The organism is Bacteroides graminisolvens (assembly GCF_963666085.1).
In the GTDB taxonomy this organism is placed as follows: Bacteria; Bacteroidota; Bacteroidia; order Bacteroidales; family Bacteroidaceae; genus Bacteroides; species Bacteroides graminisolvens.
The window spans coordinates 2732452-2745001 of sequence record NZ_OY762556.1 but is presented as its reverse complement, the minus strand read 5'-3'; the positions used below and the strand labels follow the sequence as shown (position 1 = coordinate 2745001).

13 protein-coding genes are annotated in these 12550 nt (G+C 41.2%); 10 read left to right on the top strand and 3 right to left on the bottom strand.

Annotation, left to right across the window (positions count from 1 at the left end):
* Positions 1–24: 24 nt before the first annotated feature.
* A complete protein-coding gene (gene cbiB / locus ACKPCE_RS11675) occupies positions 25–960 on the top strand; it encodes an adenosylcobinamide-phosphate synthase CbiB (RefSeq protein ID WP_319505961.1) in 936 nt (311 codons plus the stop codon).
* Here cbiB and ACKPCE_RS11670 read toward each other — a convergent pair.
* Genes ACKPCE_RS11670 through ACKPCE_RS11660 form a run of 3 tightly spaced genes read right to left on the bottom strand, consistent with a single transcriptional unit; the run spans position 933 to position 3424 of the window.
* Positions 933–1346, bottom strand: a complete 414-nt coding sequence (locus ACKPCE_RS11670) for a hypothetical protein (protein WP_308765415.1) — start codon at positions 1344–1346, stop codon at positions 933–935. The genes cbiB and ACKPCE_RS11670 overlap by 28 nt on opposite strands.
* 34 nt (positions 1347–1380) lie before the next feature.
* On the bottom strand, positions 1381–1863 hold the full coding sequence (locus tag ACKPCE_RS11665; protein ID WP_319505309.1) for a GNAT family N-acetyltransferase: 483 nt from the start codon (positions 1861–1863) through the stop codon (positions 1381–1383).
* Positions 1847–3424, bottom strand: a complete 1578-nt coding sequence (locus tag ACKPCE_RS11660; protein ID WP_319505308.1) for a sigma-54 interaction domain-containing protein — start codon at positions 3422–3424, stop codon at positions 1847–1849. Before ACKPCE_RS11660 ends, ACKPCE_RS11665 begins: the two co-directional genes overlap by 17 nt.
* Before the next feature lie 308 nt (positions 3425–3732).
* Between ACKPCE_RS11660 and ACKPCE_RS11655 the strand changes: the two genes are divergently transcribed.
* From ACKPCE_RS11655 to nifE, 9 genes are all read left to right on the top strand, one after another.
* Positions 3733–4074: a winged helix-turn-helix domain-containing protein gene (locus ACKPCE_RS11655; RefSeq protein ID WP_034782641.1), complete on the top strand. Its 342-nt coding sequence runs from the start codon at positions 3733–3735 to the stop codon at positions 4072–4074.
* A 119-nt stretch (positions 4075–4193) separates the two neighbouring features.
* On the top strand, positions 4194–5516 hold the full coding sequence (locus tag ACKPCE_RS11650) for an alginate export family protein (protein ID WP_319505307.1): 1323 nt from the start codon (positions 4194–4196) through the stop codon (positions 5514–5516).
* Between the two features lie 16 nt (positions 5517–5532).
* On the top strand, positions 5533–6279 hold the full coding sequence (gene modA, locus ACKPCE_RS11645) for a molybdate ABC transporter substrate-binding protein (RefSeq protein ID WP_319505306.1): 747 nt from the start codon (positions 5533–5535) through the stop codon (positions 6277–6279).
* Between the two features lie 263 nt (positions 6280–6542).
* Complete coding sequence (gene nifH, locus ACKPCE_RS11640; protein WP_024995546.1) at positions 6543–7367, top strand: nitrogenase iron protein; 825 nt, start codon at positions 6543–6545, stop codon at positions 7365–7367.
* Between the two features lie 25 nt (positions 7368–7392).
* Positions 7393–7719 (top strand): P-II family nitrogen regulator, encoded by a 327-nt coding sequence (locus tag ACKPCE_RS11635; RefSeq protein WP_027318274.1) that lies wholly within the window; start codon positions 7393–7395, stop codon positions 7717–7719.
* Positions 7720–7733: 14 nt separating this feature from the next.
* A complete protein-coding gene (locus ACKPCE_RS11630; protein ID WP_319505305.1) occupies positions 7734–8099 on the top strand; it encodes a P-II family nitrogen regulator in 366 nt (121 codons plus the stop codon).
* Positions 8100–8115: 16 nt separating this feature from the next.
* Entirely contained in the window at positions 8116–9744 is a 1629-nt protein-coding gene (nifD, locus tag ACKPCE_RS11625) for a nitrogenase molybdenum-iron protein alpha chain (protein ID WP_319505304.1), read from the top strand.
* A 26-nt stretch (positions 9745–9770) separates the two neighbouring features.
* The gene (locus ACKPCE_RS11620; RefSeq protein WP_319505303.1) at positions 9771–11150 is read left to right on the top strand and encodes a nitrogenase component 1; all 1380 of its coding nucleotides are present in this window, start codon (positions 9771–9773) and stop codon (positions 11148–11150) included.
* Between the two features lie 68 nt (positions 11151–11218).
* Positions 11219–12544 carry a nitrogenase iron-molybdenum cofactor biosynthesis protein NifE gene (gene nifE, locus ACKPCE_RS11615; protein ID WP_276992176.1) on the top strand — a complete coding sequence of 442 codons (1326 nt, stop codon included), beginning with the start codon at positions 11219–11221 and terminating at the stop codon, positions 12542–12544.
* Positions 12545–12550: the final 6 nt, after the last annotated feature.

Sequence of the window (12550 nt, the reverse complement as noted above, 5' to 3'; positions counted from 1 at the left end):
GAAGCATCGGGACTTTATCTATTTATGTATACCTGCTGGGGCGGGCTCTTTGTTATCTTCAGCGGATGGTTACCCGATAAAATATGGGGCGATCCGGCTTATCTTCCGCACCCGGTTGTGGGTTTTGGGAAATTAATCTCCTGGGGAGAAAAGAAATTAAATAATGGAAATCACCGCTTGCTAAAAGGAGGGATTCTATCCATCGGATTGGTATTACTCATTTTTAGCATCACGTACCTGCTGATGTCTGCTACCGCAGCTATTAACGGTTATTTAGCATGGATTACCGGTGCCATATTGGTTTTCTTTTGTTTGGCCGGAACCACATTAATTCGCGAAGTACGCGGAGTATTTGAGGCTGTTGACCGTTCGCTTGACGAAGGAAGAAAACAGGTTGCCCGCATCGTTGGACGCAATACGGAGGAGTTAACGGCGCAAGAAGTTCGCACTGCAGCACTGGAGACGCTAGCGGAAAATTTAAGCGACGGAGTCATCGCACCGCTCTTTTGGTACTTACTGTTGGGCGTACCCGGCATGATGGCTTACAAAATGATCAATACACTTGATTCAATGATTGGTTACCGCAATGAACGATACAATTCGTTTGGACGGATTGCAGCCCGAATGGATGATGCCGCCAATTACATTCCTGCCAGGCTCACTGCCATTTTAATGATATTGGTAAGCGGCCGCTTTTCGCTTCACGCTTTTGTAAGACAATACGGAGCAGCCCATGCTAGTCCCAACTCCGGATATCCCGAAGCAGCATTGGCAGGCATATTAAATTGTCAGTTCGGCGGATCACATCATTATTTCGGAGAGCTGGTTCACAAACCTTACATCGGACACAATGAACGTGAACTTACCACAGCGGATATGAAAACGGCCATCCGCGTTAACCGGCTGGCCGAATTACTGATGGTATTACTCGTTCAGGTATTGATTTTGTACTCAATGTAACGCTTCATCTCAATCAATCCTTTAATGATCCATATCAACTCATCGTTAGAAGGAGTGGTATATCCTTTGTCATCAAGCGAACAAATAGACTCATGCGAAGCAATGAGTCGTGCAGTTTCGCGCATTTCATCAGTTAGCCCTTTATCCATGTCTCGTGCCTCCTTGAACAATGCCAAAGGAGTGTGATGAAGAGCCTCTACTTCATAATGAGCTAATAAAGCTACAAACAGCTTCTCAAAACTCATTACAACTAGGTTAAATAACAAAGTGTTATCAAAACGACTGGGGCGAACTAAATGTTGCTCCAACGGCTTCATGAAGCCTTGTGCTTCGGCAAGCAAGGTGATTGCCTGTTCTTGCCAAATAGATTCTACAGTTTCTTTCATTACGTGTATTTATTTTGTGTTGATAGTTATTCAATTATAAAGGCCTGGTCCAGAAGTACATAGGATCGTTACCTTCTTCAAATCCTTCCGATTTATACAGATTCTGAGCTGTAGGGTTATCAACTCTTACTTCTAGCGTTATTTTTCCACACGACAAGCTTTTACCTATCTCAATAATACCTTGAATAAGTTTACGCCCTAAGCCTTTCCCCCGGTACTCATCACTCACAAAAACATCATGTACATTAATCATCGGCTTGCATTTGAATGTTGAAAAATTGACAAATGCATTCAATATCCCCGCAATTGCTCCATCATTCAGCACGAACAAAGTGATGGCTTTGGGATGAGACTCCAATCCGTCGAGCAAACGGAGTTTTTGTGAATCAGATAACGGTTCACCTCCTCCCATAGGATGAGTGATGTACTCATTAATCAAATCACATAAGGCAGCACAATGCTGTGGATTAGTAAAATCACATAATTCCAAATCTGGTTGTTCAATCTTGATTTCCATTGTTGTTATTGTATTTAAATCGTTTGGGATCAATTGCATACCTACGTATGCGAAGACCCATAATTCTTTCCGTAATTCCCAATTGAGCGGCAGCTTTCACCAAGTTACCCCCGGTAGCCAGCAGTGTGTCTTGAATAACCTGCTTCTCTATCTTACCTAAAATGGTATCTAACGTACCGTTTGATTTTGTTTCACTTGATACAGCGTTTTGCAATGTAGGAGGCAAATTATAGGTATGAATCACATCATCCGTACTCAATATACAAGCCCTTTCTATGCAATTTTCCAACTCGCGAATGTTGCCAGGCCAGTGATAAACCATTAAGCAATCAATGGCCGAGGCCGTAATACGCTTAATATTTCGGCTATTCTTCTCATTAAAACGAGCAATGAAATGATCCGCCAGAGCCGGTATATCATGCAAACGCTCACGCAAAGGTGGTATATAAACGGGAAATACATTGATTCTGTAGTATAAATCTTCACGAAAATGACCTTCTTCTATCATTTTTTCAAGATTTTTATTAGTTGCACAGATAATTCGCACATCAATCTTGATAGGTTTAGTACTTCCTAAACGTTCAATTTCCCTCTGTTGAATAACTCGTAATAGCTTAACCTGAACATTGGCAGGGATGTCTCCAAATTCATCTAAGAAAATGGTACCTCCGTTAGCCGCTTCAAAACGCCCTACACGTTGGGAATCAGCACCTGTAAAGGCTCCTTTCTCATGACCGAAGAGTTCGCTTTCAATGAGACTTTCTGGCAAAGCGGCACAATTGACTTTAATATAAGCCTTTGTTTTACGAGTGCTGTTGTAATGAATGGCATCTGCAACGAGTTCTTTTCCAACACCACTCTCACCGCGTAATAAAACAGTTGTTGAAGTGGACGACACACTTTGTATCAACGAAAAAACTTCTTTAAGCTTTCCTGAATTGCCTTCTATATTAGGAAACGATTGATCGGTAATTACTTGGCGGAGCTTGTTGTTTTCTTTTTTAAGTGATTCAATTTCTTCACGAGTTTCGTAACGTCTACGAGCTGTACGGGCAATCATGGAACTCACTATAGTAAGAAGTTGCACATTGTTTTTAAAATCGGGTGCTCCAAAATAGACTTTATGTGCACTGAGTGTTCCAATGACTTTTCCTTTTTCCCTCACGGGAATGCAAATAAAAGATATATCCCGATTATTGGCTTTCAAGGGAAAATGTAACTTGTTTAAAAACTCTTTTGACTCGGAAATGCTCCGTATAACCTTAGGTTCTCCGGTTTGCACCACATAGCCAATGATACCTTCACCCAACTCATAAGTCAGCTTGCTAAAATCCTGATCAAAAGGGCCGAATGACTCTTCCACAAATAGTTTGTTTGTATTACGGTTCAATAAGGTGAGAATAACGCACGTAGCATTTAACTGTCTTTTTAACTGTTTAATGATGCCGTTTAAATCTACCGTGCTTTTGGATAGCTCGTTTCCTATCTCCATAAGAAAATCAAGTTCCCGTTTTGCTTCACAGTCTTGTTCGCACATCGGGCATGTTCGAAGCATTGCCATATAATATATATTTTTATTTGTGTTATCGTAATATCGCAAAGGTAGTTTTTATTTTTATTTAATACCAATTTAAAACAATAAAATTAATATCAACAATCAAAATAACATATAAATAGAACATAAAGCATTAAATTGACTATACAGATAAACACAATAATGTAATTATTGCACCGAATCACTACATTTAGGTCTGGCATTCGCAATGCCCCAAATTGCTAACTGACTGATTATTAATAACTTATAAATTCTGGCACAATAATTGATAGATACAGTAACGAGATTCGATTAAAGAAAGTAGGAGAAAAAATATGTTTGAAGTAAAGGGAACTTTTGCCATATACAAAAACGAGGAACAATTCTTCGGGCAACTTCAATATACACTGCTCAAAGCTCTCATATCTGAAGGATCAATTAATGCTGCGGCCAAAAAATGTCATATTTCCTATCAACAGGCCTGGAGCATTGCCGATAAGATGAATCGTAACTCACCAATTCCTATTCTGATTAGATACAAAGGGGGAAAAGATGGTGGTGGATGTAGGGTAGGCGCTTATGGGTACGAGTTAATTAAGATATATGAAGAATTGCATAGCAAGTTCGTGAAAGAATTAGTTGGCTTAAATGCCAATTTGGATTCTTGTTTATTGTAACGATTAGGCAGAAATCTTTCTGCTATTTTTTTTAAAACCGTTATCTTATTGAGAGATAACGGTAAACTATCAAGCTCAAATAAACACGTAACATTGTATTCACTTTTAATAATTAAGGTATGAAGAACGTAAGTAAAACAGGCAAAACTATTGCAGCATTTTCGTTATTGTGCATATCAATAACGAATATCAATGCACAAGAGATGAGTGTGGGCATTGAATTAAGGCCCAGAGCAGAGTATCGTAATGGCTATGGCTCACCCAATGCGGAGAATACTGATCCCGGTGGTTTCATATTACAACGTACTCGGTTAACGGTGGGTTTTAAAAACAGTTACCTCAAAACGGGTATAACGGTGCAAGACTCACGCACTTTAGGAGAAACCGGAACCAACTCGGAAGCTGTATCTTCGTCGGGCTCTTTATCTGTTTACGAAGCATGGGCAGATGTACTGCTTTGTCCCGGCGGATCGGTTGTTATAGGCAGGCAGGCACTCAAATACGATGACAACCGTATTTTTTCAGCATCAAACTGGAGTAACACCGGAAACTCGCATGATGTTGTAGTATTCAAGTATGAACTAGAGCATATCGGAGCGGCTCATTTGGGATTAGCATATAATAATGACAAAGCTATATCAAAAGAATCAATGTATTCAGGAGCCACAAAATACAGATATCTGGGGTATATTTGGATATCAAAACCACTTATGCCCAACTTGTCGCTCACTGCTTTAGCGCTCGACGAAGGTTTCCAGAAAACAAGTACAGATGCAAACGGAAGCAGTACTTACGGTAATAAAGTATCCATGTATCATCGATACACGGCCGGTGGAAATATTAAGTTTTTAAAGAAAGATTTTCCGCTCGACTTGTTTGCGACCGCTTATTTCCAATTTGGAAAAACATCCGCCACAAAAAGATTGAATGCCTCTCTGTTAGCATTAAAAGCCAATTATGCATTTATGCCTCAATTCATACTCACGGCAGGAGCTGATCGTTATTCGGGAGGCGGTTCGAGCAATTCATCGAAAAGCAAAACATTCAACTGGTTATATGGTGCGCCACATAGTTTTAATGGTTATATGGATTATTGGACAGCTAATCTGCCTACTCAGGGCTTACTGGATGTGTACGGTCAGGTAGGCGGGAGCATTATAAAAAAATGGGGGTATGAGGTAGGCTATCACTTATTTAAAACCGTAAAAGACATTGAATACAACGGAGCTTCACAAGGTAAATCATTAGGTAGCGAAGTGGACATTAAACTTTCTTATAAAATGAATGATTGTGTTTCTGTTGAAGGAGGCTGGGGAAGTTACTTTCTGAATAACAACAGCCGGTTCTTAAAACTAAAATCGTCTTCAGCAGCTTGTCGCACTCCGGGGTGGGCTTATATTTCACTCACCATCAAACCCGATATGTTTAAACTAAAATTATAATCTAAAAATATTAGTCATGAAAAAAGTAATTTTAATAGCAACACTCTTTTTCTCTGTATGTATGTTCGCTAACGCACAAAAAAGCGTCAAAGTCGCAGCAGCAGCAAATCTCAGAGACGTATTTATGGAAATAAAAGAAGCTTATGAGAAGGAAAATCCAGGAGTTAAAATAGATGTCACCTTCGGTAGCTCCGGCAATTTCGTACAGCAAATTTTGAACGGTGCTTCTTTTGACCTCTTCATGGCGGCCGACAAAAATTTTCCGCTTAAGCTTCAAAACAAAGGAGCCACATACGGTAAAGTCAGCACATATATATATGGCAAATTAGCTGTATGGAGCAACACTATTGATGTGAAAAAAGGGCTGGATGTGTTGAAAACCAATGCGGTTAAAAGAATCTCAGTTGCTAACCCGGAAACGGCTCCTTACGGTGAAAGAGCTATTGAGCTCTTAAAAAAGCAGAATATCTATGATGAAGTAAAGGCTAAAATTATATATGGAGACAACATTTCGGCAGCTGCACAATATGCATTTACTGGTAATACAGAGATCGGTTTTATCGCACTATCACTGGCCATGTCACCAGAAATGAAAGGCAAAGGCAAATGCTATGTTGTACCGCAAAATTTGTATACTCCCATTGAACAGGCATGTGTGCTAATTAAGAAAAATTCGAGAAATATAGCTGCAGAAAAATTTATGAAGAACATCATTAGCCACAACTACGATGCACTTTGGATAAAGTATGGTTATTCCAAATAAACAAAACTACATTTATGTAGAATTTTCTTTCCGATGACTACCTAAATGAAGTGATTCATAGGTAGTCATTCTATTGAATAATACACATTAATAGGTATTTAGTAACTCATAATACACTGTCGTACAAGTATTTAGCAAACATATTAATCTCACAAAACAATAAAAAGCATGTTTTTTGGCATACTTTTCTCTTTATATAGTTCAGAATGGTAACACAAATACCAAATAAACAACTTTATGGTATAATTTTAAGGTTTTAGATTATGAGAAAGATTGCTATTTACGGAAAAGGGGGTATTGGTAAAAGTACTACTACTCAAAACACAGTGGCTGGATTAGCCGAGATGGGGAAAAAAGTGATGGTAGTGGGATGCGATCCCAAAGCCGATTCAACACGTTTGCTACTTCACGGACTAGCGCAAAAAACTGTTTTGGATACGTTGCGTGACGAAGGGGAGGATGTTGATTTAGACGATGTTATGAAAACCGGCTTTGACAATACAAGCTGTGTGGAATCGGGCGGACCCGAACCAGGAGTGGGATGCGCAGGTCGAGGAATCATCACATCAATCAACCTACTTGAACAGCTGGGAGCATACGACGATGACAAACACTTGGATTATGTATTCTACGATGTATTGGGCGATGTTGTATGCGGTGGTTTCGCTATGCCGATACGTGATGGTAAGGCACAAGAAGTATACATTGTATGCTCCGGTGAAATGATGGCCATGTACGCAGCTAATAACATTTGCAAATCTATTGCAAAATTTGGCAAGGTTGGCACAGTTCGTTTGGGGGGGTTAATTTGTAACTCTCGAAAAGTAGATAACGAATCGAATATGATTCAGGAATTCGCAAGAAAGCTAGGTACGCAAATGATTCATTTTGTTCCGCGCGACAACATGGTTCAACATGCTGAAATTAATAGAAAAACAGTTATTGACCATGCACCCGAGCATCCTCAAGCCGACGAATACCGCGCACTGGCAAAGAAAATAAATGATAACAATATGTTTGTCATCCCAACGCCTTTGACAATGCCTGAGTTAGAAGACATGCTGGTTAGCTTCGGTATCATGAACTAATATAACAAGTTAAGGAGGAACAATTATGTATTTATTAAGAGCTATAGTAAGACCCGAGAAATCACCCATCGTAATGAACGCCTTGTTGAACGCAGGATTTCCGGCGGTAACAAAATTATCTGTATTCGGTCGCGGTAAACAGCGCGGATTAAAAGTAGGCAATGTTACATACGACGAACTGCCTAAAGATTTGTTGATGATCGTAATCCCTGAAAAAGACAAGGATTTTGTCATTGAAACTATCATAGAATCTGCCCGATCGGGCGATAAAGGTCAGTTTGGAGACGGTAAGATATTCGTAACTCCGGTTACCGAAACATATACTATCTCTAACGGCAAGAAAGAAATCTGATAATACAAACGCTTATGAAACTGATACTTGCAATCATACGAATTGCCAAAATGCAGGAAACAAAAATCGCTTTGCAGGAAGCTGGACTACCGTCATTCACAGCAATGCCGGTGTTAGGAAGGGGAAAAGGACATGGTGATCTGGAGAAAGCAGAACTTTATGCACCCGAACATCAGGAACTGATTTCAACAACGCCTCGCCTCAAATCAAAGCGTATGATAACACTGATGGTGACCGATGAGAAAAAAGATCTTGCAGTAGCAACAATTATCAAAACCAACCAAACCGGACAAAGCGGTGACGGGAAAGTATTTGTGATAGATTCTTCGGATTCAGTGCACATACGTACTGGTGAGAAAGGGGACAAAACACTTGATTAATAGAGGAGGACAGACAATGGAAAAAAATATTTTAAATATCGATTTATCAAGTGCCAAAGAGGAACTGATAGAAATCTACCCCAAAAAGGTAGCAAAAAAGCGCAGTAAAGCCATTGTGGTTGCTGACCCCGATAATATTCCTGAAATTCAAGCGAACGTGCGCACCATTCCGGGAATAATCACCCAAAGAGGATGTACCTATGCCGGTTGTAAAGGGGTGGTACTAGGACCTACCAGAGATATTATCAATATTACGCACGGTCCCATAGGCTGCGGCTATTATTCATGGTTGACCAGACGCAACCAAACCCGTCCGTCAGAAAATGAACCAAACTTCATGACGTACTGCTTTTCGACTGATATGCAGGACTCCAACATCGTTTTTGGAGGAGAACAAAAGTTGAAAGATGCCATTCGAGAAGCTTATGAATTGTTTCATCCTAAAGCCATAGCCGTCTTCTCAACTTGTCCCGTAGGATTGATTGGCGATGACGTTCACCGTGTTGCCCGCCAGATGAAAGAAGAAATAGGTAACGGCATCAACATTTTCGGCTTTTCATGCGAAGGATACAGAGGAGTATCTCAATCGGCCGGCCACCACATTGCCAACAACCAACTTTTCAGAAATCTCATTGGAAATGATGATACTGTAAACGCCACACACAAATACAGAATAAACGTATTAGGAGAATACAACATTGGAGGAGACGCTTTTGTTATCGACGAATTATTTAACAAATGCGGTATTCAGGTAGTAGCAACTATGTCGGGTAACTCAACAGTAGAACAGTTTGAAACAGCACATACAGCCGACCTCAATCTGGTTATGTGCCACCGTTCCATCAACTACGTGGCCGAAATGCTCGAAACATCATTTGGTATACCTTGGATGAAATCCAATTTCATCGGTGCCGATACCTGCGCCAAATCACTAAGAAAAGTAGGTAAATATTTCGGTGATCCTGAACTGATTGCTCGCATTGAGGAGGTTATTGCCGAAGAGATGATTCCGGTCATCGAAGCCAGAGAAAAAGCAAAACTGAAAACAAATGGCAAAACAGCCATGCTTTTCGTAGGAGGATCTCGTGCTCATCACTACCAGGAACTATTTGACGAATTGGGCATAACCACACTTTGCGCCGGCTACGAATTCGGTCATCGCGATGACTACGAAGGAAGACGCGTTATTCCGAGCATACAGATAGATGCCGACAGTCGTAACATAGAACAAATTACCGTTACTAAAGACGAAACACGTTATAAACCTCGCAAAACAGAAGAAGAACTAAAAGCACTTGAAGCTGAAGGTTTGGAGTTCAACGGATACGATGGAATGATGGCTGAAATGAAAAAAGGATCGTTGGTTATTGATGATCTGAGTCATTACGAAATGGAAAAACTCATTGAAAAGTATCACCCTGATGTATTCTGCGCGGGTATTAAAGAAAAATACTGTGTACAGAAAATGGGTATACCTCTCAAGCAACTTCACAATTACGATTCCGGAGGACCCTATGCCGGTTTTGCAGGTGCAGTAAACTTCTACAAAGACATTGAACAAATAGCTTGCTGCAGTATCTGGAAGGAAATGAAAGCTCCCTGGGAAAGTGAAGAATATGTAGAAGCGGTGTATGCAGCCGTTTAAGTTTGATTACTTTAATATTGAATAAGATGTTACTAAAACATACTACTGCCAAAGAAATTGATAGAAAAGCACTGACTATCAATCCGGCAAAAACCTGTCAGCCAATAGGAGCTATGTATGCAGCCTTTGGTATACACGGATGTTTGCCCCACAGTCACGGTTCGCAAGGCTGCTGCTCTTATCACAGAAGCGCGCTTACACGCCACTTCAAAGAACCCATCGTAGCCTCAACCAGTTCGTTTTCAGAGGGATCTTCTGTGTTCGGAGGATCGGCTAACTTGGTGCAATCCATCGAAACAATCTTCTCTGTTTACGAACCGGAGGTGATTGCCGTGCACACCACTTGTTTATCTGAAACGATTGGCGACGACCTCACACAGATTGTATCGAAAGCCGCTGAAGAAGGGAAAATTCCCGAAGGAAAGCAGGTAATATACTGCAATACTCCTTCTTACGTGGGTAGCCACATTACAGGCTATGCAAATCAAGTTGCAGCCATGGTAAAGTTTTTCTCTACTGCTACTCTCAAAAAGAGGAACGTGGTAAACCTCGTTGCAGGTTGGATGGAACCATCGGATATGCGTGAAATCAAGCGCATCGCCTCTGTCATGGAAGCGAGAACATTGATGTTTCCCGATATGACTGATGTGCTTGACACACCACTTACCGGAAAATATGAAATGTATCCCAAAGGCGGTTGTACCACCGAAGAACTGAAGACTACGGGCGATAGTAAATTCACCATCGGTTTAGGCGAATACTCTACCAACACAGCTTGTGTAGCGCTTGATAACAAATGCAAAGTAAAATTTGAGATAACAGACATCCCCATCGGCCTGAAAGCAACCGACCGTTTTGTAACTGCATTAAGCAGACACGCTAACGTACCGGTTCCCGAAAGTATCTCGGCAGAAAGAGGACGTTTGATTGACCTGATAGCCGATAACCAGAAATATTTATATGGAAAAAGAGTGGCTCTGTGGGGAGATCCCGACACACTGATTCCACTTTGCGAATTTCTGGTAAGCATGGATATGCGTCCGGTTTACGTTGTATCGGGAACTCCCGGCAAGCCTTTCGAAGAGAGACTCAAGGTTATTCTGAAAGACATTCCGGAAGCCAAATTCAAAGGAGGGGAACTGGCCGATATGTTTCAAATGCATCAATGGATCAAGCAAGAAGGAGTAGACTTACTTATTGGTAACACGTATGGCAAGTACATTGCCCGCGACGAAGATCTCCCATTTGTACGCTACGGATTTCCAATTGCCGATCGCCCCGGACATAACTTCTTCCCCAAAACAGGTTATGTGGGAGCAACTAATCTGGCGATACAGATTCTCAATGCATTTATGGATCACATGGATCGTACCTCTCCCGAGGAAAAGGTTGAGTTTCAGCTTTAATTACATACAGAATATTATAACGCTGCGCTCTTTGCAGCGTTATAATATTTCTATAAACGACATGAAATATGAGCACGCTGTTAGAAGAAAGAAAGAATCAAATAGGCAGAGTTGGCAATACACACGAAGTGATTGCCTGCGAAAAAGCCAGTCTGGCAGGTTCAGTCAGTCAAAGAGCCTGCGTTTTTTGCGGTTCAAGGGTGGTACTTTACCCCATAGCAGACGCTCTTCATTTAATTCACGGACCTATTGGTTGTGCTGCTTACACCTGGGATATCAGAGGATCACTGTCATCGGGACCGGAACTGCACCGGCTCAGTTTCTCAACTGACTTGAGAGAAAGAGACGTTGTTTTTGGGGGAACTGCTAAGTTACATGCTTCACTCGATGAATTAATAGAGTTACACAAGCCAAAAGCTGCTTTTGTGTACACCACATGTATTGTTGGAGTCATCGGCGACGATGTGGAAGCAGTCTGCAAGGAGGTGAGCCGGGAAAAAGGAATTCCGGTCATTCCGGTACAAGCACCCGGATTTCAGGGATCAAAAAAAGACGGCTATCGCATTGCTTGTGAATCTCTTTTTCAGTTGGTAGGCACACAAAACCGTCCGATACCCAAATACTCAATCAACATTTTGGGTGATTTTAATTTGGCAGGTGAGTTATGGATTCTGCTCGACTATTACAAACGGATGGGCATTCATGTGAATGCAACTATCACCGGCGACGGAAGAGTGGATGATATTTGCAACGCCCACCGCGCTTCATTAAATGTCGTTCAGTGTTCAGGCTCTATGATGCATCTGGCCAAAATGATGAAAGAAACATACGGTGTGCCTTTCATGAGAGTATCTTATTTCGGTATTGAAGACATGAGTGACGCATTGTATGAAGTAGCTAACTTCTTTCAAAGCGATGATTTGCTTCAGCAAGCCCGTACCATCGTTAAAGAAGAATTGGGACGCCTGCTTCCCGCTTTAGCTCCCTATAAAAAGGCATTGAACGGGAAAAAGGCAGCAATCTACGTTGGTGGTGCTTTCAAAGCCATATCGTTGGTCAAAGCATTGAGACTAATTGGCGTTAAAACAGTAATTGTAGGCTCGCAAACGGGCGACAAAGACGATTATAAACTTATTCAGGAACTTTGTGACGAAGACACCATCGTTGTTGACGACTCAAATCCTGTTGAACTGTCTGCCTTTGTGAAGGAAAAACAAGCCGATTTGTTTATTGGCGGTGTAAAAGAGCGCCCCATCGCATACAAAATCGGATTGGGATTTTGTGATCACAATCACGAGCGCAAAGAAGCACTGGCCGGTTACGAAGGCATGCTAAACTTTGCTAAGGAAGTATACGGAACCGTGATGAGTCCGGTTTGGAAATATGTCAGATAAAAACAG

Bases quoted from the DNA above. Each gene is read 5' to 3' on its own strand.
- ACKPCE_RS11650 (WP_319505307.1), top strand. From the start codon at position 4,194: ATGAAGAACGTAAGTAAAACAGGCAAAACTATTGCAGCATTTTCGTTA.
- ACKPCE_RS11665 (WP_319505309.1), bottom strand. From the start codon at position 1,863: ATGGAAATCAAGATTGAACAACCAGATTTGGAATTATGTGATTTTACT.
- ACKPCE_RS11630 (WP_319505305.1), top strand. From the start codon at position 7,734: ATGAAACTGATACTTGCAATCATACGAATTGCCAAAATGCAGGAAACA.
- ACKPCE_RS11635 (WP_027318274.1), top strand. From the start codon at position 7,393: ATGTATTTATTAAGAGCTATAGTAAGACCCGAGAAATCACCCATCGTA.
- ACKPCE_RS11670 (WP_308765415.1), bottom strand. From the start codon at position 1,346: ATGAAAGAAACTGTAGAATCTATTTGGCAAGAACAGGCAATCACCTTG.
- nifD (WP_319505304.1), top strand. From the start codon at position 8,116: ATGGAAAAAAATATTTTAAATATCGATTTATCAAGTGCCAAAGAGGAA.
- nifE (WP_276992176.1), top strand. From the start codon at position 11,219: ATGAGCACGCTGTTAGAAGAAAGAAAGAATCAAATAGGCAGAGTTGGC.
- nifH (WP_024995546.1), top strand. From the start codon at position 6,543: ATGAGAAAGATTGCTATTTACGGAAAAGGGGGTATTGGTAAAAGTACT.
- cbiB (WP_319505961.1), top strand. From the start codon at position 25: ATGTATACCTGCTGGGGCGGGCTCTTTGTTATCTTCAGCGGATGGTTA.
- modA (WP_319505306.1), top strand. From the start codon at position 5,533: ATGAAAAAAGTAATTTTAATAGCAACACTCTTTTTCTCTGTATGTATG.
- ACKPCE_RS11660 (WP_319505308.1), bottom strand. From the start codon at position 3,424: ATGGCAATGCTTCGAACATGCCCGATGTGCGAACAAGACTGTGAAGCA.
- ACKPCE_RS11655 (WP_034782641.1), top strand. From the start codon at position 3,733: ATGTTTGAAGTAAAGGGAACTTTTGCCATATACAAAAACGAGGAACAA.
- ACKPCE_RS11620 (WP_319505303.1), top strand. From the start codon at position 9,771: ATGTTACTAAAACATACTACTGCCAAAGAAATTGATAGAAAAGCACTG.